Source organism: Citrobacter sp. Cf072 (genome assembly GCF_030334485.1).
Classification (GTDB): Bacteria; Pseudomonadota; Gammaproteobacteria; order Enterobacterales; family Enterobacteriaceae; genus Citrobacter; species Citrobacter freundii.
Map to the genome: position 1 here is coordinate 1 of NZ_JAOWDX010000015.1, position 18,462 is coordinate 18,462.

The 18,462-nt window shown below is 51.9% G+C and carries 19 protein-coding genes; 16 read left to right on the top strand and 3 right to left on the bottom strand.

Features of this window, described 5'->3' with window-relative positions; genetic code table 11:
* From OGX66_RS00910 to ubiA, 4 genes are all read left to right on the top strand, one after another.
* Positions 1 to 954: hypothetical protein (locus OGX66_RS00910; RefSeq protein ID WP_233596131.1), on the top strand; the 954-nt coding region annotated here is incomplete at its 5' end.
* Between the two features lie 564 nt (positions 955 to 1,518).
* Positions 1,519 to 1,803 (top strand): type VI secretion system PAAR protein, encoded by a 285-nt coding sequence (locus OGX66_RS00915; protein WP_044715431.1) that lies wholly within the window; start codon positions 1,519 to 1,521, stop codon positions 1,801 to 1,803.
* 356 nt (positions 1,804 to 2,159) lie between these two features.
* Positions 2,160 to 2,657 carry a chorismate lyase gene (gene ubiC, locus OGX66_RS00920; protein ID WP_057102444.1) on the top strand — a complete coding sequence of 166 codons (498 nt, stop codon included), beginning with the start codon at positions 2,160 to 2,162 and terminating at the stop codon, positions 2,655 to 2,657.
* 13 nt (positions 2,658 to 2,670) lie between these two features.
* Positions 2,671 to 3,543, top strand: a complete 873-nt coding sequence (gene ubiA, locus OGX66_RS00925; RefSeq protein WP_088902841.1) for a 4-hydroxybenzoate octaprenyltransferase — start codon at positions 2,671 to 2,673, stop codon at positions 3,541 to 3,543.
* 55 nt (positions 3,544 to 3,598) lie between these two features.
* Here the strand turns inward: ubiA and plsB are convergent, their stop codons facing one another.
* Positions 3,599 to 6,019, bottom strand: a complete 2,421-nt coding sequence (gene plsB, locus OGX66_RS00930; protein WP_003841366.1) for a glycerol-3-phosphate 1-O-acyltransferase PlsB — start codon at positions 6,017 to 6,019, stop codon at positions 3,599 to 3,601.
* Between the two features lie 171 nt (positions 6,020 to 6,190).
* Here plsB and OGX66_RS00935 point away from each other — a divergent pair, with 171 nt between their 5' ends.
* The 4 genes from OGX66_RS00935 (at position 6,191) to OGX66_RS00950 (ending at position 9,074) form a co-directional block, all read left to right on the top strand.
* Positions 6,191 to 6,559: a diacylglycerol kinase gene (locus OGX66_RS00935; protein ID WP_003826594.1), complete on the top strand. Its 369-nt coding sequence runs from the start codon at positions 6,191 to 6,193 to the stop codon at positions 6,557 to 6,559.
* Between the two features lie 109 nt (positions 6,560 to 6,668).
* The gene (gene lexA, locus OGX66_RS00940; protein WP_003031703.1) at positions 6,669 to 7,277 is read left to right on the top strand and encodes a transcriptional repressor LexA; all 609 of its coding nucleotides are present in this window, start codon (positions 6,669 to 6,671) and stop codon (positions 7,275 to 7,277) included.
* A 131-nt stretch (positions 7,278 to 7,408) separates the two neighbouring features.
* Positions 7,409 to 8,728: an MATE family efflux transporter DinF gene (gene dinF, locus OGX66_RS00945; protein WP_071685128.1), complete on the top strand. Its 1,320-nt coding sequence runs from the start codon at positions 7,409 to 7,411 to the stop codon at positions 8,726 to 8,728.
* Between the two features lie 136 nt (positions 8,729 to 8,864).
* Positions 8,865 to 9,074, top strand: a complete 210-nt coding sequence (locus OGX66_RS00950) for a CsbD family protein (RefSeq protein ID WP_003031706.1) — start codon at positions 8,865 to 8,867, stop codon at positions 9,072 to 9,074.
* 48 nt (positions 9,075 to 9,122) lie between these two features.
* Here OGX66_RS00950 and zur read toward each other — a convergent pair whose 3' ends face one another.
* Complete coding sequence (zur, locus tag OGX66_RS00955) at positions 9,123 to 9,641, bottom strand: zinc uptake transcriptional repressor Zur (protein WP_003031709.1); 519 nt, start codon at positions 9,639 to 9,641, stop codon at positions 9,123 to 9,125.
* A gap of 115 nt (positions 9,642 to 9,756) precedes the next feature.
* Between zur and OGX66_RS00960 the strand changes: the two genes are divergently transcribed.
* The 3 genes from OGX66_RS00960 (at position 9,757) to pspG (ending at position 11,727) form a co-directional block, all read left to right on the top strand.
* Complete coding sequence (locus OGX66_RS00960) at positions 9,757 to 10,245, top strand: cupin domain-containing protein (RefSeq protein WP_275225855.1); 489 nt, start codon at positions 9,757 to 9,759, stop codon at positions 10,243 to 10,245.
* 107 nt (positions 10,246 to 10,352) lie between these two features.
* On the top strand, positions 10,353 to 11,351 hold the full coding sequence (gene dusA, locus OGX66_RS00965; RefSeq protein ID WP_048220033.1) for a tRNA dihydrouridine(20/20a) synthase DusA: 999 nt from the start codon (positions 10,353 to 10,355) through the stop codon (positions 11,349 to 11,351).
* A 133-nt stretch (positions 11,352 to 11,484) separates the two neighbouring features.
* The gene (pspG, locus tag OGX66_RS00970) at positions 11,485 to 11,727 is read left to right on the top strand and encodes an envelope stress response protein PspG (protein ID WP_003031713.1); all 243 of its coding nucleotides are present in this window, start codon (positions 11,485 to 11,487) and stop codon (positions 11,725 to 11,727) included.
* Positions 11,728 to 12,028: 301 nt separating this feature from the next.
* On the opposite strand, the gene OGX66_RS00975 is transcribed toward pspG, so the two are convergent.
* Positions 12,029 to 13,012 carry a quinone oxidoreductase gene (locus OGX66_RS00975; RefSeq protein ID WP_049003575.1) on the bottom strand — a complete coding sequence of 328 codons (984 nt, stop codon included), beginning with the start codon at positions 13,010 to 13,012 and terminating at the stop codon, positions 12,029 to 12,031.
* A gap of 64 nt (positions 13,013 to 13,076) precedes the next feature.
* Here OGX66_RS00975 and dnaB point away from each other — a divergent pair, with 64 nt between their 5' ends.
* The 5 genes from dnaB (at position 13,077) to OGX66_RS01000 (ending at position 18,356) form a co-directional block, all read left to right on the top strand.
* Positions 13,077 to 14,492 carry a replicative DNA helicase gene (gene dnaB / locus OGX66_RS00980; RefSeq protein WP_003826610.1) on the top strand — a complete coding sequence of 472 codons (1,416 nt, stop codon included), beginning with the start codon at positions 13,077 to 13,079 and terminating at the stop codon, positions 14,490 to 14,492.
* 16 nt (positions 14,493 to 14,508) lie between these two features.
* Positions 14,509 to 15,588 (top strand): alanine racemase, encoded by a 1,080-nt coding sequence (gene alr / locus OGX66_RS00985; RefSeq protein WP_003844721.1) that lies wholly within the window; start codon positions 14,509 to 14,511, stop codon positions 15,586 to 15,588.
* Positions 15,589 to 15,716: 128 nt separating this feature from the next.
* On the top strand, positions 15,717 to 16,910 hold the full coding sequence (gene tyrB / locus OGX66_RS00990) for an aromatic amino acid transaminase (protein ID WP_087879458.1): 1,194 nt from the start codon (positions 15,717 to 15,719) through the stop codon (positions 16,908 to 16,910).
* Positions 16,911 to 17,158: 248 nt separating this feature from the next.
* The gene (aphA, locus tag OGX66_RS00995; protein ID WP_044702294.1) at positions 17,159 to 17,872 is read left to right on the top strand and encodes an acid phosphatase AphA; all 714 of its coding nucleotides are present in this window, start codon (positions 17,159 to 17,161) and stop codon (positions 17,870 to 17,872) included.
* Between the two features lie 127 nt (positions 17,873 to 17,999).
* Complete coding sequence (locus tag OGX66_RS01000) at positions 18,000 to 18,356, top strand: MmcQ/YjbR family DNA-binding protein (RefSeq protein ID WP_003031719.1); 357 nt, start codon at positions 18,000 to 18,002, stop codon at positions 18,354 to 18,356.
* Positions 18,357 to 18,462 lie beyond the last annotated feature (106 nt).

Genomic DNA, 18,462 nt, shown 5'->3' on the forward strand with positions numbered 1-18,462 from the left:
GACCATATCAGCCTGGTGAAAGGGATGAAGAGCCTGGAGGTGAAGGGAGACCTGGCGCAGAAGATAAGCGGCGCGCTGGGGCTCAAGGTACAGGACGATATTGTGCTGGAAAGCAGCAGCCGGATAAGCCTGAAGGTGGGCGGTTCGTTTGTGGTCATCCACCCGGGCGGCGTGGACATTATGGGGCCGAAAATCAATCTCAACAGCGGGGGGAGTCCGGGAACACCAGTAGGGACGTTACAACCGAGTGTACTGGCGGCGTTAGGTGATGATGAGTCAGGAAGACATATTGCTTATTTTCCTGATGGTACAAAAGAAGAAATAACAGATCAGGGCGAACCAGAACAATACGGACAGACAGCACGCAAGGTGGTTAATAGTAAATCAGAGTTCGCCATAAACGGGAAAGAAAAAAATTATACATCGGAAGTCATACTTATAACATCAACTATAATAGAAAAGCATTCAACATATGAAATCGGTGGAGATCATTCTGCTGTGTATTTTAACATCAAAAATGATTCTTTGGGGCCGTATCTTTTTGATCCTAATGGAAGTTATAATCCATATAAGAAACTAGAAAATGGACATGGACAACGTGGATCAGGTTTTTTATTTAGTGGTGAATTTGCAAATTTGAATGATTTCATTGCTTATCAGGAAAATCCTGAGGGCGAATCGAAAGATAAACTTGAAAGTGAATGGTTTCCATATAAAGTTAAAATGGTATCTTTACCTGTTACGGATGAAGAGATAGTGGTGCTAAAAAACGCCGCTATTGCTTTAGATGATGGTGATGAGGAGCCCGGAGCATTTAGTTGTGCTGAATGGTCTTCAAAATTGCTACAACATATAGAGCCTGATATGGATACGTATACGCTACCAAATTCGTTATGGGCAGCTGTGGTTGAGATAAGAAAGCGTAGACTGGAAGAAAAGGATACTGCCAGATGAAAATGTTTAAAACGGCTTTCATTTTTTTAGTGCTTTTTATTTTTATGGTTATTCATTTTCATTTTTTGTATAAAGCTGTAGAAAAACATCAGGTTCATGATTTTTATTTTTTTATTTATTTTGTTATATATTTTTTATCTTCAATTTTCTTATTGGTAGTATTTGACATTTTCTATACAATGAAACCTGTATGGACTTTGTTTATCGGTTGTATCTGTGGATGGTTTGTGTCATTTTGTTCGTTGCTCATCACTGATATAATATTAGGGGAGGGGGTAATCATCCGATGGCGCGTACTTTTCATGATGTCATGGGTGATGTTAATTGGATGGTGTTATTTCCCATTTTTTATTTTTCTTATGAAACACTTTAATTTGATGAAAAGGAAAGGTAATTATTGAATGAAATTGAGAAAATATTATTGAGTATATCCGACGGACACAACATCCAGGCAGAGAAAGAGCATGAAAAGTTTATTTTTATACATAAATAGAATTTTCTCAGATAAAAGATCCGTGATCTTGCTCTGCTGTCAGACGTTCATATGATCGATGGAGAATCCCCATGCCCACAGCAGCCCGACTTAACGACAAAGGCACCCAGCACGATGGTTATCACGAAACCGTTATTACTGCGGGTTCTCCAACGGTTTCTGTCGACGGACTACCTGCAGCCCGTATGGGTGACCCACTGACACCCCACGATAAACCCAAACATCCGCCTCACCCACGTAAGATAGCCAGTGGTTCAGGCACTGTGTTTATTGACGGCCTCCCTGCCGCCAGAACCGGTGACGCCATTGACTGCGGCGGCGTGGTTATCGGCAGCGGTACAGTCAACATCGGTTGATATACGCTGATATAAAAGGGAAAAAGTTATATCACTAAAATGGACAGCGCTTAACACTGGAAGTGGAGGGGGCATGGTGATTGACACTGCCGTTGTCGGTTTATAGCGGTCAAGTAATACTGGTCACTGGTTAGCTAAATTTTTTGCAAATCAGAACCTGCGATGTGCCGGCAGAGTCGAGCACAACAGAAAATTACTCTGTTTTTAACTAGAGGGCAGGGTTCCCCGTAATTTTTAGCTTTCTATGCTGATTGTTACACTTATGTTGCTCTGCCGATCACTTAATTGTGTTTGCTCACCCCGTAATGCCTTTTCTGCGATACAATGCCTTTAGGTTATAAATCGGAGAGTAAGGCATGCCACACCCTGCGTTAACGCAACTGCGTGCGCTGCGTTATTTTGATGCGATCCCGGCGCTGGCCCCGCAACTGCTCGACTGGTTGTTACTGGAAGATTCCATGACCAAACGTTTTGAGCAGCAGGGCAAAGAAGTCACCGTCACGTTGATTCGCGAAGCGTTCGTTGGGCAAAATGAGGTGGCTGAAGAACTGACGCTGCTGCCTAAAGAGTCCCGCTATTGGTTACGCGAAATCCTGTTATGCGCGGATGGTGAACCCTGGCTTGCCGGGCGTACCGTGGTGCCTGAATCTACCCTGTGTGGCCCTGAACTGGCTTTACAAAACCTGGGGAAAACCCCGCTCGGACGCTACCTGTTTACGTCATCGACATTGACCCGAGATTTTATTGAGATTGGCCGCGATGCAGCGCTGTGGGGGCGTCGTTCCCGCCTGCGGCTGAGCGGTAAGCCGTTGATGCTTACCGAGCTTTTTCTGCCTGCATCGCCGTTGTACTGAGAGGAAGATAAAGATGGAGTGGAGTCTGACGCAGAATAAGCTGCTGGCGTTTCACCGCTTGATGCGTACGGATAAGCCGATCGGCGCCTTACTGCTGCTCTGGCCAACGCTATGGGCATTGTGGGTGGCGACCCCAGGCATGCCGCAACTGTGGATCCTAGCGGTATTTGTCGCCGGCGTTTGGTTAATGCGCGCCGCTGGATGCGTGGTGAATGATTATGCCGACAGGAAATTTGACGGCCACGTTAAACGCACCGCGAATCGACCGCTGCCGAGCGGTGCCGTCACCGAAAAAGAAGCCCGAACGCTGTTCGTCGTATTGGTGTTGCTGGCCTTCCTGCTGGTTTTGACGCTCAACACGATGACCATTTTATTGTCCGTTGCGGCGCTAGCGCTGGCGTGGGTCTATCCCTTCATGAAACGCTACACGCATCTGCCGCAGGTGGTGCTGGGCGCGGCGTTTGGCTGGTCTATACCGATGGCGTTTGCCGCCGTGAGCGAGTCTGTACCACTGAGCTGCTGGCTGATGTTCCTCGCCAACATTCTCTGGGCGGTGGCCTATGACACACAGTATGCGATGGTTGACCGGGATGATGACCTGAAGATTGGCATTAAATCGACCGCGATCCTGTTCGGCCAGAACGACAAACTCATTATTGGTATTCTGCAGGTCGGTGTACTGGTGCTGATGGCGCTGGTTGGGTGGCTGAACGGGCTGGGACCGGGCTATTACTGGTCTCTGCTGGTGGCGGGTGCGCTGTTTGTGTATCAGCAGAAGCTGATCGTTAATCGTGAGCGTGATGCCTGTTTTAAAGCGTTTATGAACAATAACTATGTAGGCCTAATACTGTTCTTAGGACTGGCGATGAGCTACTGGCACTTTTGAGTTTGGCTTAGCCTGCAAAATAAAAACCGGTCATTTCGACCGGTTTTTTTAATGCTTACTCGCCCTGTGTGGCGCTCTCGATGGTCAGACGGACATCCGACGTCACCAGTTCGGCCAGCATCTGATAGATCTTCATCGTCTCTTCCGGCTCGGCATCCCCGGTATCGCTGATGAATCCCTCGTCACGCAGCGTCAGCACCAGAGAGCTGAACACCGCTTTATCGAAGAATTCCGGCGCGTTAATGCCGTGCAGCACTGAGAGGCGTTGTGCCACGGTGCGGCTCTCTTTCTCCAGCGTGCCACGGTTGATCGACGGGTTGGCGCTCAGTAGCCAGAAGGTGATGGCGTAGCGTTGCAACGTCTCGCGAGCACCCGCAGCCAACAGCTGCAGCGTACGGGAGCGGGCAGGATTAATATGCAGCTCGCCATCCTGTAGAGTAATCAGCCCCTGGCGCTGCATTTCGCTGGCCAGTTCGTCAATCACCCCGGCAAGCTCATCGCGCTCCCAGCGCAGGAACAACTCGGCTTTCAGCATCGGGTACAACGCATCAATATGCTGCTGTAGCGCGACGCGTGAAATACGACGATGCTGAGTCACAATGGCTGCCATCAACGAAGGCAGAACCAGCATATGCGCAATGTTATTGCGGTAGTACGTCATCAAGACCGCCTGCTCGCGCGGCAGAATAATGATGTCACCGATGGTGTCTTTCTCGACCTCAAACTTGTTCATCTGCAAGGCGTGGTCGATCAGTTCACTGGCACTTTGCGCAGGAACGGTTGAGTCCGCCGCGTACGGCACGTTGCGCAGCAGGCTCAAGTAGCAGTCGAGCTGCTCGGTTAACTGTTCACGGGTCAGAGAGCGCTGGCGGGAAGCCAACAGCGCGGTACAACACAGGTTCATGGCGTTGGCCGCGCCAGCGTTGTTAATGCGCACCATCAGATCGGCAGCAATGTTATTCACCGTCGGCGTCAGCCAGGCCGGACGGATAGACTCGATAGGATCGATAGATTCACGCCATTCTGGCACATGCTGGTTGAGGTAAGTCATCAATGGCATTGGTTCACCAAAGTTGACGTAGCCCTGACCCAGGTTACGCAGCTTGCTTAAGCCACGCAGCATTTGTGGCAGACTTTCTTTCTCTTTCGTCGCGCCACGCAGCTCTTTTGCGTAGGTGCCCACTTCCATTACGTGCTCGTAGCCGATGTAGATCGGTACGAGAGTAATAGGACGCGTACCGCCGCGCAGCATCGCCTGAATAGTCATCGACAGGGTGCCGGTTTTAGGGTCGAGCAAACGACCAGTACGTGAACGTCCACCCTCGACAAAGTACTCAACCGAGTAGCCGCGGCTGAACAACTCGCCCAGGTATTCACGGAATACGGTGGAGTAGAGCTTGTTGCCCTTGAAGGTACGACGAATAAAGAATGCGCCCAGACGACGGAAAATCGGACCCGCTGGCCAGAAATTCAGGTTGATACCGGCTGCGATGTGCGGCGGAACCAGACCCTGGTGGTACAGAACGTACGACAGCAGCATATAGTCCATATGGCTGCGGTGGCACGGAACGTACACGATTTCATGCCCATCGTGCGCCAACTGGCGTACACGCTCCGCATTATGAACGTTAATCCCCTGATACAGACGGTTCCAGGTAAAGCCCAGGATACGGTCCGTCAAACGGATCATTTCGTAGGAGAAGTTGGCGGCAATCTCTTCCATCAGCGCAATGGCATTTTGCTGCGCTTTTTCGTGGGAGATTTTTTTACTGCGCGCTTCATCTTCTACCGCGCGAGCGATCGCTTTTGAAGCTAACAGTTTATTAAACAGATCCTGGCGGGCAGGGAGGCGCGGGCCGACAGCGGCCAGACGCTGGCGAGCAAAGTGCATACGCGCCACGCGTGCCAGCTTCTGGGCAATGATCTTATCCGTACCGTGTTCATCCGCCATACGACGCAGGGAGACCGACGGGGAGAAGCGGACAAAACTGTCGCGACCCAGCCAGGAAACCGCAAAGAATTTCTGTACGCCGTTTAGCATACGTAACGGCGGATTAACTTCACCTTTTTCACGCCCTGGCGCACGGCCAAACATCACCGAAACCGGCACCATCTGCACATCCAGGTCTGGATTGCTGCGATGTAAGTCGAGATAGTTATGGAACAGCTTGATGGACTCTTCTTTTGGCGTGTAATAGGTGAACACACGCGGGCCGCCGTGAATAAACACGTAGCGCGGCAGTAAAGTCCCGTCTATCTCCAGCGGTTCCAGGGGATCGGGGAGATCGTGCACCAGACATTGGGCACGCAGCGTCAGCAAGTCTGCTTTTGAATTGTACGGTAGGACGTACATAATGGGACGAGACGTATCGAGTCCCAATTCCGGGGCAGGTTCTGCCGGAATAGACTTGCTTTTTACCAGGACGCTTAATGGTAAATTCAGTAATTTGTAGTAAATTCGTGGCCAGCCGGACATAAACGATGTAAAGCCTCTGGTTAATAATGCAAATGCGCTGCAAGGATATCAGAAAGTTTAGTGAATTTCTGTGGTATCCCGTCATACTTCGCGCTGCTTTGCCACACCCTGAAACAAACGGGGTAACGTTACAATGACATTGACGCTAATAATGTAAAAAGGTTCTTTTTGATGGCCAATAATACCACTGGATTCACCCGAATTATCAAAGCTGCAGGCTATTCCTGGAAAGGTTTTCGCGCCGCATGGATCAATGAGGCGGCATTCCGCCAGGAAAGCGTTGCCGTACTGCTGGGCGTAGCTATCGCCTGCTGGCTGGACGTCGATGCGATTACTCGCGTGCTGTTGATTGGTTCCGTGATGCTGGTGATGATCGTTGAAATCCTCAACAGTGCGATTGAGGCGGTAGTTGATCGTATAGGCTCTGAGTATCACGAACTTTCCGGCCGGGCGAAAGATATGGGGTCGGCGGCGGTATTGTTGTCTATTTTTGTCGCTCTGATTACCTGGGGCATCCTGTTGTGGTCGCATTTGCGATAAGGATTCCACATCTTCATAAATCTCCTGCTTTTTGTGCAGTTTGCGGTTCCAAAATCACCTTTAGCTGTATATACTCACAGCATAACTGTATATACACCCAGGGGGCGGAATGAAAGCGTTAACGGCCAGGCAGCAAGAGGTGTTTGATCTCATTAGAGATCACATCAGCCAGACAGGTATGCCACCGACGCGTGCGGAGATCGCGCAGCGTTTGGGGTTCCGTTCCCCAAATGCCGCTGAAGAACATCTGAAAGCGCTGGCGCGTAAAGGTGTGCTGGAAATTGTCTCCGGCGCATCGCGCGGTATTAGACTGCTGCAGGAAGAAGAAGAGGGATTACCGCTTGTCGGTCGTGTGGCGGCAGGCGAGCCACTTCTGGCGCAGCAGCACATCGAAGGCCACTACCAGGTCGATCCCTCATTGTTCAAACCGAACGCCGATTTTCTGCTGCGCGTTAGCGGTATGTCTATGAAAGATATCGGTATTATGGACGGCGATTTGCTGGCGGTGCATAAAACTCAGGACGTGCGTAACGGACAGGTTGTTGTTGCCCGTATTGATGACGAAGTTACGGTTAAGCGCCTGAAAAAGCAGGGCAACAAGGTTGAACTTCTGCCAGAAAATAGCGAATTTAAACCTATCGTTGTCGACCTGCGTGAGCAAAGCTTCACCATTGAAGGGCTGGCGGTAGGTGTCATTCGTAACGGTGAATGGCTCTGATTTTCTGTTGAATCTCTGTAGGCCGGATAAGACGATTACGTTGCCATCCGGCAATGTGCCCGGTAGCGCTACGCTTGCCGGGCCTGCATCACATTGCCCAGTTCGTCTAACTTCTTCTCAGGCCCTCCTGTATGCCTTTCTTTACCTCTTCTGATAAAGCACTCTGGCACCTCGCCTTACCGATGATCTTCTCCAATATCACCGTTCCCCTGCTGGGACTGGTGGACACCGCGGTGATTGGTCATCTGGATAGTCCGGTCTATCTTGGCGGTGTTGCGGTTGGTGCTACGGCAACCAGTTTTCTCTTTATGCTGCTGCTTTTTCTGCGCATGAGCACCACGGGTCTTACTGCCCAGGCATTTGGTGCGAAAAATCCACAGGCGCTGGCGCGCGCACTGTTGCAGCCGCTAATGCTGGCGCTGGGCGCGGGGTTGCTTATCGCACTGTTTCGTACGCCGATTATCGATGTAGCGCTGCATATTGTCGGGGGAAGTGAAGCGGTACTGGAACAAGCCCGGCGTTTCCTTGAAATCCGCTGGCTCAGCGCACCCGCCTCGCTGGCTAATCTGGTGCTGCTCGGCTGGCTGCTTGGCGTTCAGTATGCGCGTGCGCCGGTTATCCTGTTGATTGTTGGCAATATTCTTAACATTGTGCTCGATTTATGGCTGGTGATGGGCCTGCATATGAACGTGCAAGGTGCGGCACTGGCGACGGTGATTGCTGAATATGCCACCTTACTGATCGGCCTGATGATGGTGCGCAAAGTCCTGCATATGCGCGGAATTTCGCTGGCAATGCTGAAGCAGGCGTGGCGTGGCAACTTCCGTCGTTTGCTGGCGCTTAACCGTGACATCATGTTGCGCTCGCTGCTGCTGCAGCTCTGTTTTGGCGCTATCACGGTGCTGGGTGCACGTCTGGGAGGCGATATTATTGCGGTTAATGCCGTTCTGATGACCCTGCTAACCTTTACCGCCTACGCGCTGGATGGATTTGCCTATGCCGTGGAAGCGCATTCGGGCCAGGCCTATGGGGCGCGAGATGGTAGCCAGTTACTGGACGTCTGGCGGGCGGCCTGTCGGCAGTCCGGTATTGTGGCTATTCTGTTTTCGCTGGTTTATGCCCTGTTTGGCGAGCAGATTGTTGCGCTACTGACCTCGCTGCCGCAAATCCAACTACTGGCCGATCGCTATCTCTTCTGGCAGGTGGTGTTACCGCTGGTGGGTGTCTGGTGTTATCTGCTCGACGGAATGTTTATTGGCGCGACGCGGGCTGCAGAAATGCGCAACAGTATGGCCGTTGCCGCAGTGGGATTCGCCTTAACGCTCCTGACGTTGCCGTGGCTGGGAAATCATGGTTTGTGGCTGGCGTTAACCGTTTTCCTCGCGTTGCGTGGGCTGTCGCTGGCCTTTATCTGGCGGCGTCACTGGCGTAATGGAACCTGGTTTGCCTAATCTGGATGGTTAAAAATTCCGAATAGTAAATAAAACCCAGAATCACTGACTACACTTATTCTCACGTCCAGCAAAAACAGCATGTGTCTGGACATGGCACTCTCGCTATTCACAACCTAACGATGAGGACTTGATGATGAATAAAGACGAAGTCGGCGGCAACTGGAAGCAGTTTAAAGGTAAAGTGAAAGAGCAATGGGGCAAACTGACCGATGATGATATGACGGTCATTGAAGGTAAACGTGACCAACTGGTCGGTAAAGTCCAGGAGCGTTACGGTTACGCGAAAGATCAGGCGGAGAAAGAAGTTAACGATTGGGAAAAACGTAATGATTACCGCTGGTAATTAACCCCTCCCTCCTGAGAGTACAAGGATGTACGCTCTCCCGCTTACCTAGCGCCCCACTTTCTTCTTCACCTGAATCGTATGGTCATGCTGGCACTCGCCAGGATGGCGGCATGACTCAACTTCTACACAGGCCGGACACAGCCCGTGTGCTTCAATAACATTATGTCGCAGAGCAAAGCCCATTTTGGCCGCCAGCGTATGCATGATGTCTTCCACACCTTCTGCGCACTCTTCTTTTACCACACCACAGCGGTCACAAATGAACATCGCGGAACTGTGCGTTGGCTGATCGAACAGATGGCAAAGGACATAGCTGTTGGTGGATTCCACCTTATGCACAAACCCTTGTTCCAGCAGAAAATCGAGCGCACGATACACGGTTGGCGGCTTGGCCTGCGGCTCAGTTTCCCGCAACAGGTCGAGCAGGTCATAGGCGCTGATAGCCCCTTCCTGCAGGCTCATCAGGCGCAACACTTCGAGACGCTGTGGCGTAAGCCGCACGTTGCGTTGCGCACAGAGTTTTTCAGCTTGAGCCAATAACTCTTGCGTAGTGGTTTTGTCCATTTGGCGCCTCGATTTGCGTGGAAGGTTAATCCCTTACTTTAACATGTTCTGCTTAAAACGCCGAGATCCACCGCGGTGTGCTATACCTGACGCATCGCAATACTGGAAAATAACCATGAAAAGACCCGATTGTATTCGCCACTGGCGTGAGGTTGAGGGGGCTGATGACTCCACTTATCCCGACAGCGATGAGCTATTTGCTATTGGCGCGCCGCTTGCCCGCAAATTGGGGTTAGGACGACTCGGCATTCATCATGAACGCCTGCCGCCGGGTCGGCGCACGTCGTACCCGCACGCTGAAAGCGATGAGGAAGAGTTTATCTATGTGCTGGAAGGTTATCCTGAGGCCTGGATTAACGGGTATTTATGGAAGCTAGAGCCGGGCGACAGCGTCGGTTTCCCGGCAGGTACAGGCGTGTGCCATACCTTTATCAATAACACCAGTGAAGAGGTGCGTCTGTTAGTCGTGGGTGAGGCGAACAAAAAATATAACCGCATTTATTATCCGCTTAACCCGGTCTATGCCGCTACACGTGAGGATCGCTGGGTCGACCATCCGCCGCAGTTTTTCGGATCACACGACGGAAAACTGGGGCGTAAATAGCGTTCGTTGAGGGGCAGGGGGAGTGAGCCGCGAGGATGTGGCTCACTATCGTAACGGTCTATGCTATAGTAGCGCCCCTTTTTTAACCGGATGCTTGAATATTCGCCATGCTGCCTGAATCTCAGTCTACCGCTTTTCCCGCTCATCGTTTTTCTATCGCGCCGATGCTCGACTGGACGGACAGACACTGCCGCTACTTTTTGCGCTTACTGTCCAGCCAGACGTTGCTCTATACGGAGATGGTAACCACCGGCGCGATCATTCATGGTAAAGGCGATTATCTGGCGTATAGCGAAGAAGAGCATCCGGTCGCATTGCAACTGGGCGGGAGCGATCCTGCGGCGCTGGCGCAGTGCGCAAAGCTCGCTGAACAGCGGGGTTATGACGAAATCAATCTCAACGTGGGTTGCCCTTCCGACCGCGTGCAGAATGGCATGTTTGGCGCCTGCCTGATGGGGAATGCGCAACTGGTCGCCGATTGCGTCAAAGCAATGCGCGACGTGGTGTCGATTCCGGTAACGGTGAAAACGCGTATCGGCATTGATGATCAGGACAGCTACGAATTCCTCTGCGATTTCATCAACACGGTATCTGGCAACGGCGAATGTGAGATGTTTATCATTCACGCCCGCAAGGCCTGGCTGTCCGGGTTAAGCCCGAAAGAAAATCGCGAAATTCCACCGCTGGATTATGACCGTGTTTATCAGCTAAAGCGTGACTTCCCGCATCTGACGATGTCGATCAACGGCGGCATTAAATCGTTGGAAGAAGCGAAAATTCATCTGCAACATATGGATGGCGTGATGGTAGGTCGTGAAGCTTATCAAAACCCAGGAATTCTGGCGTCCGTTGACCGCGAGATTTTTGCAGCTACCAGCGAAGATACCGATCCGGTTACCGTGGTGCGCGCCATGTACCCGTACATTGAGCGTGAACTGAGTAAGGGGACCTATTTGGGACATGTGACGCGCCATATGTTGGGGTTGTTTCAGGGGATCCCTGGGGCTCGTCAGTGGCGTCGCTATCTGAGCGAAAATGCGCATAAAGCCGGGGCAGATATTAACGTACTGGAGCATGCGCTGAAGCTGGTCGCTGACAAGCGTTAAGTTTTCGCCAAAAGTTAGTTAATTTCACCACGCCCTGCGCTTTGTCGCGGGGCGTTTTCTTTATAAATCAATACATTATTTTTGGCATGTTTCTTGTAAAGCAATGGAGAGAATTTCATTTCGGGAGAGAGCCATGCTGGAACTACTTTTTGTGATTGGATTTTTTATCATGCTGATGGTCACCGGCGTATCTTTGCTGGGCGTTCTGGCTGCATTGGTCGTAGCCACCGCAGTGATGTTTCTGGGCGGACTATTTGCCTTGATGATTAAACTGTTGCCCTGGCTGCTACTGGCTGTTGCCGTGGTGTGGGTTATCAAGGCGATAAAAGCGCCAAAAGTCCCACAGTATCAGCGCAATAACCGTCGATTTTACTAAGGTATTGAGTGGTGCGTCACAACCTGCAACATTGCCTTTAGAACCAAATAGGAATTGATTATCAAATCTGTCACTATTGCCAGGTTAACGAATTCATCGAGCTGTACCCTACATACAGCCGAACTAAAAAAAGAAAGGGCTTCCCACGGGAAGCCCTAATTCTTTACTTCCCCGTCATAATTCAAACCGCAGGTGTGTTGGCTGCTTTCATTCACCCCAGTCACTTACTCCAGTAAGCTCCTGGGGATTCATTCAATTGCCGCCTTCCTGCAATTTGAATTATTTAGGGGAAGTCGAAGCATTATGGGATTAGCAAACTCGATCCCTGCGTTGCCCGGCTTTCCAGTACTTCATGAGCACGCTGTGCATCGCGCAGTGCGAACGTCTGACCAGGCGCGACATCCACTTTGATTACTCCGCTGGCAATTAGCGAGAATAGCTCATTGCTGGCTTCGGTTAATTCGCGGTGATTGGTGATATACCCCTGGAGTGAAGGACGGGTCACGTACAGCGAACCTTTCTGGTTCAGAATACCTAAGTTCACGCCAGTCACCGGCCCGGAAGCATTACCAAAGCTGACCATTAGTCCCCGGCGCTGTAAACAATCCAGCGAGGCTTCCCAGGTATCTTTCCCCACCGAGTCATACACCACCCGTACTTTTTTTCCGCCGGTTATCTCTTTCACTCGCTCAACTATGCTTTCTTCACGATAGTTAATGACCTGCCATGCGCCGGCCTGCAGCGCAATTTGCGCTTTTTGCGCACTGCCGACGGTACCAATCAGCTTCGCGCCCAATGCTTTTGCCCACTGGCAGGCAATCATCCCGACGCCGCCCGCAGCCGCATGGAACAAAAACGGCTCATCAGGCTGAATTTCATAGGTTTTACGCAGCAGATAGAAAACGGTTAACCCTTTCAGGAATGAGGCTGCGGCTTGTTCAAATGAGATAGCGTTGGGTAGGATGGCGGCTTTATCGGCCGGAACGTTATGCACTGAGCTGTAGGCACCAAGGGCAGACTGGGCGTACACCACGCGATCGCCAGCTTTAATGTGTGTCACTTTGCTGCCGACTTTGCTGACTACGCCGGCAGCTTCGGTACCCAGGCCGCTGGGCAGAGATGGCGGCGGATAAAGACCACTGCGGATGTAGGTGTCGATATAGTTGATCCCAATAGCTTTGTTCTCGACCTGGATTTCGTTTTCCGCCGGGTCTACGGGTGTAAACTCCACCGCCTTGAGTACATCAGGGCCACCATGCTTGTGAAATTCAATACGTGTTGCCATGCTTCCTCCAAAAGAAATGTGGTAATCTTTCGACCCAATCATTATCTCGGTAACTCCATTCACTATGGCAGGAAATAAACCCTTCAACAAACAACAGACTGATGCTCGTGAGCGCGATCCCCAGGTCGCCGGGCTGAAAGTACCGCCGCACTCGATTGAAGCGGAACAGTCGGTGTTGGGCGGTTTAATGCTGGATAACGAACGCTGGGACGATGTCGCCGAGCGTGTGGTGGCGGAAGATTTTTATACCCGGCCGCACCGGCATATCTTTACGGAAATGCATCGCCTGCAGGAGATGGGGAAACCCATCGATCTGATCACACTGGCAGAGTCGCTGGAGGTTCAGGGACAACTGGACAGCGTTGGCGGTTTTGCTTACCTGGCTGAGTTATCTAAAAATACGCCAAGTGCGGCGAATATTAGCGCTTATGCGGATATCGTCCGCGAACGTGCCGTTGTTCGTGACATGATTTCGGTTGCGAACGAAATCGCGGAAGCCGGGTTTGATCCGCAAGGCCGTTCCAGTGAAGATCTGTTGGACCTTGCTGAATCCCGTGTCTTTAAAATCGCGGAAAGCCGCGCAAATAAAGACGAAGGGCCGAAAAATATTACTGATGTGCTCGACGCCACCGTCGCGCGTATCGAGCAACTGTTCCAGCAGCCGCACGACGGCGTCACCGGGGTGAACACCGGTTATGACGACCTCAATAAAAAGACGGCGGGTTTGCAGCCGTCAGACTTAATTATCGTCGCCGCGCGTCCGTCGATGGGTAAAACAACATTTGCGATGAACCTCGTCGAAAATGCGGCGATGTTGCAGGATAAGCCGGTTCTTATCTTTAGTCTTGAAATGCCCTCGGAACAGATCATGATGCGTTCCCTGGCCTCGCTCTCACGCGTAGACCAAACCAAAATCCGTACCGGTCAACTGGATGATGAAGACTGGGCACGAATTTCCGGAACAATGGGTATTTTGCTGGAGAAACGAAACATCTATATTGATGACTCCTCCGGCCTGACGCCAACGGAAGTGCGCTCGCGTGCCCGTCGTATCGCCCGTGAACATGGTGGTATCGGACTTATCATGATCGACTACCTGCAGCTGATGCGCGTGCCGTCACTCTCCGACAACCGTACGCTGGAAATTGCAGAAATCTCCCGCTCGCTGAAAGCGTTAGCGAAAGAATTGCATGTGCCGGTGGTGGCGCTGTCGCAGCTTAACCGCTCTCTGGAACAACGCGCCGACAAGCGTCCGGTTAACTCGGATCTGCGTGAATCCGGCTCCATCGAACAGGATGCCGACTTAATCATGTTTATCTATCGTGATGAGGTTTATCACGAAAACAGTGACTTAAAAGGCATCGCCGAAATTATTATTGGTAAGCAGCGTAACGGTCCGATCGGTACGGTGCGCCTGACGTTTAACGGACAGTGGTCCCGCTTCGACAACTATGCCGGTCCTCAATATGATGATGAGTAATTTCTAAGGAATACAAATGCAAGCGGCAACTGTAGTCATTAACCGCCGCGCTCTGCGACACAACCTGCAACGTCTGCGTGAACTGGCCCCTGCCAGTAAACTGGTTGCGGTCGTGAAAGCGAACGCCTACGGCCATGGTCTGTTAGAGACCGCGCGAACGCTCCCCGATGCGGACGCTTTTGGTGTCGCTCGTCTTGAAGAAGCCCTGCGGTTGCGAGCGGGAGGGATCACGCAGCCCATCCTGCTGCTGGAGGGATTTTTTGATGCCTCCGATCTGCCGACTATTTCCGCGCAGCGTCTGCATACAGCCGTCCATAACCAGGAGCAGCTCGAAGCCCTGGAAGCAGCTAATCTGGTTGAACCCGTTACCGTCTGGATGAAGCTCGATACCGGTATGCACCGCCTGGGCGTACGCCCTGAGCAGGCCGAGGCGTTTTATCAGCGCCTAACGCAATGTGAAAATGTGCGCCAGCCGGTCAATATCGTCAGCCATTTTGCGCGCGCAGACGAACCTGAATGCGGCGCGACCGAAAAACAGCTCGATATCTTCAACAGCTTTTGCGAGGGCAAACCTGGGCAGCGTTCGATTGCCGCATCGGGCGGTATTCTGCTGTGGCCACAGTCTCACTTCGACTGGGCGCGTCCGGGACTGATTCTGTATGGTGTGTCGCCACTGGAAAACCACTCTATCGGTGCTGATTTTGGCTGCCAGCCGGTGATGTCGCTGACCTCCAGCCTGATTGCGGTGCGTGAGCACAAAGCGGGCGAGCCGGTTGGTTATGGTGGTACCTGGTTGAGCGAGCGCGACACGCGTCTGGGTGTGGTGGCAATGGGCTATGGTGATGGTTATCCGCGCGCGGCGCCGTCTGGGACGCCGGTACTGGTCAATGGCCGTGAAGTGCCGATCGTCGGTCGCGTTGCGATGGATATGATCTGCGTCGATTTAGGCCCCGAAGCGCAGGATAAAGCCGGCGATTCGGTGATTCTGTGGGGTGAGGGACTGCCCGTTGAACGCATTGCTGAAATGACGAAAGTAAGTGCTTACGAACTTATTACGCGTCTGACCTCAAGGGTGGCGATGAAGTATATCGATTAGCAGAATGATGTGCTGGACAGGCGGTTACACCGCCTTCCGGCAATATTACCCTCAACATCCTCTCGATCTTCTCCCGCTTACGGTTTATTGTGTTCTTAACCCTTGCCTGTAAACCTGGAGAACCACACGTGTTTCAAAAAGTTGACGCCTACGCCGGCGACCCGATTTTATCGCTCATGGAGCGCTTCAAAGAAGATTCACGTAGCGACAAAGTGAACCTCAGCATCGGCCTGTATTACAACGAAGACGGAATTATTCCTCAGCTTAAAGCGGTGGCGGAAGCGGAAGCTCGACTTAATGCCAAACCGCATGGTGCTTCGCTGTATCTGCCGATGGAAGGTCTGAACACGTATCGTCATACTATTGCGCCGCTGCTGTTTGGCGCAGATCATCCGGTTCTCCAGCAGCAGCGCGTCGCAACTATTCAGACGCTGGGCGGCTCCGGTGCGTTAAAGGTTGGCGCAGACTTCCTGAAACGCTATTTCCCTGATTCTGGCGTATGGGTCAGCGATCCGACCTGGGAAAACCATATCGCGATTTTTGAGGGGGCTGGATTCGAAGTAAGCACTTACCCATGGTATGACGACACGACTAACGGCGTTCGTTTCAACGACCTGCTGGCAACGCTGAATACCTTACCGGCGCGCAGCATCGTGCTGCTGCATCCGTGCTGCCATAACCCGACGGGCGCGGATTTAACTCCTGCGCAGTGGGATAGCGTTATTGAGATCCTGAAAGCACGCGATTTGATTCCGTTCCTGGACATTGCTTACCAGGGCTTCGGTGGTGGAATAGAAGACGACGCCTATGCGATTCGCGCCATTGCCAGCGCCGGTTTGCCCGCTCTGGTCAGTAACTCATTCTCGAAGATTTTCTCCTTGTACGGCGAGCGTGTCGGCGGACTGTCTGTCGTATGTGAAGATGGTGATACCGCCAGCCGCGTTCTGGGGCAGCTAAAAGCGACGGTGCGTCGTAACTACTCCAGCCCGCCAAACTTTGGTGCGCAGGTAGTTGCCGCGGTACTGGGTGATGACGCGCTGAAAGCCAGTTGGCTGGTAGAAGTCGAAGAGATGCGTACCCGCATTCTGGCGATGCGTCAGGAGCTGGTTAACGTATTGAATGCAGAGATCCCGGGCCGTAACTTTGACTACCTGTTGCAACAGCGCGGTATGTTCAGCTATACCGGGCTTAGCGCAGCCCAGGTTGATCGCCTGCGCGATGAGTTCGGTGTGTACCTGATCGCCAGCGGTCGCATGTGCGTAGCTGGGTTGAATCACGGTAACGTGCAGCGCGTGGCAAAGGCATTTGCCGCCGTCATGTAACCGGCTTTGAATGTTGCCGGATGGTGGCGTAAATGCCTTATCCGGCCTACAAAGGTATATGGATTTTCGTTTGTAGGTCTGATAAGCGTCGTGCCATCAGGCTCGCTTTCCTGTGTGATCGTGCTCCTTTTCCAGGGCAAAACCAGAGAAAATCCTTCCTTTCCCTCCTCCTAAGGGGTAAGGTCAGATAGTTTTTTGACCAGTTGTTAATAAAAAAATGATAACTAACTGACTACTTAGGGAAAAATATGCGCAAGTTTACGTTGGCACTGAGTGCCGTTTGTTTATTGTTCACGCTAAATCAGCCAGCCCAGGCACTCGTTTCTTCTCCCTCTCAGCTCAATCCAGGCACCAATGTTGCAACGCTCGCTGAGCAGGCTCCCATTCACTGGGTCTCCGTGGCACAAATTGAAAACAGCCTGACCGGACGTCCGCCGATGGCGGTCGGGTTTGATATCGATGACACTGTCCTCTTTTCCAGCCCAGGCTTCTGGCGCGGTAAAAAAACGTATTCTCCGGACAGTGAGGATTACCTGAAGAATCCGGCCTTCTGGGAAAAAATGAATAACGGCTGGGACGAGTTCAGTATTCCAAAAGAAGTCGCGCGCCAGCTAATTGATATGCATGTGCGTCGTGGTGACAGCATCTTTTTCGTGACCGGGCGTAGCCAGACGAAGACTGAAACGGTGTCGAAAACGTTGTCTGATAACTTTCACATCCCGGCAGGCAATATGAATCCGGTCATTTTTGCCGGCGATAAGCCGGGCCAGAACACCAAAACGCAGTGGTTACAGGATAAAAATATCCGCATGTTCTACGGTGACTCCGATAATGACATCACTGCCGCTCGCGACGTGGGCATTCGTGGTATTCGCATTTTGCGCGCCTCTAACTCCACTTATAAGCCGCTGCCACAGGCCGGTGCGTTTGGTGAAGAGGTGATCGTCAACTCGGAATATTGAGGACACTGGCTGCGGGTTGCTGTTTTTTTAAACAAATTTACATTGCTGGCTTTTACCTTTTGCGGACTTGCTGCACACTGAATAAATGATGTTCTCATTAGGCAATATGCTGGTAAGGGGAATAAAGATGACGAATTCGGAGTTGCTGCAATACTGCATGGCAAAAATGGGCGCGGAGCAGAGCGTTCACAGTGACTGGAAGGCCACGCAAATCAAAGTCGAAGATGTGCTTTTTGCCATGGTAAAAGAGGTGGAAGAACGCCCGGCGGTGTCTCTGAAAACCAGCCCAGAACTGGCAGAGTTGTTGCGCCAGCAGCATAGCGATGTTCGGCCAAGCAGGCATCTCAATAAGGCGCACTGGAGTACGGTGTATCTGGACGGCTCGCTACCGGATTCACAGATTTATTATCTGGTTGACGCCTCTTATCAGCAGGCTGTGAACACGCTGCCTGCTGATAAACGGCGGATACTGACGCAGCCCTGAACGGTCTTGTTAAGCGTAGCGCCATCAGGTACAACCGTTGCCTGATGCGGCGCAAGCGCCTTATCAGGCCTACAAGCTTTACGCCTGTTCTGTGGGCCTGATAAGT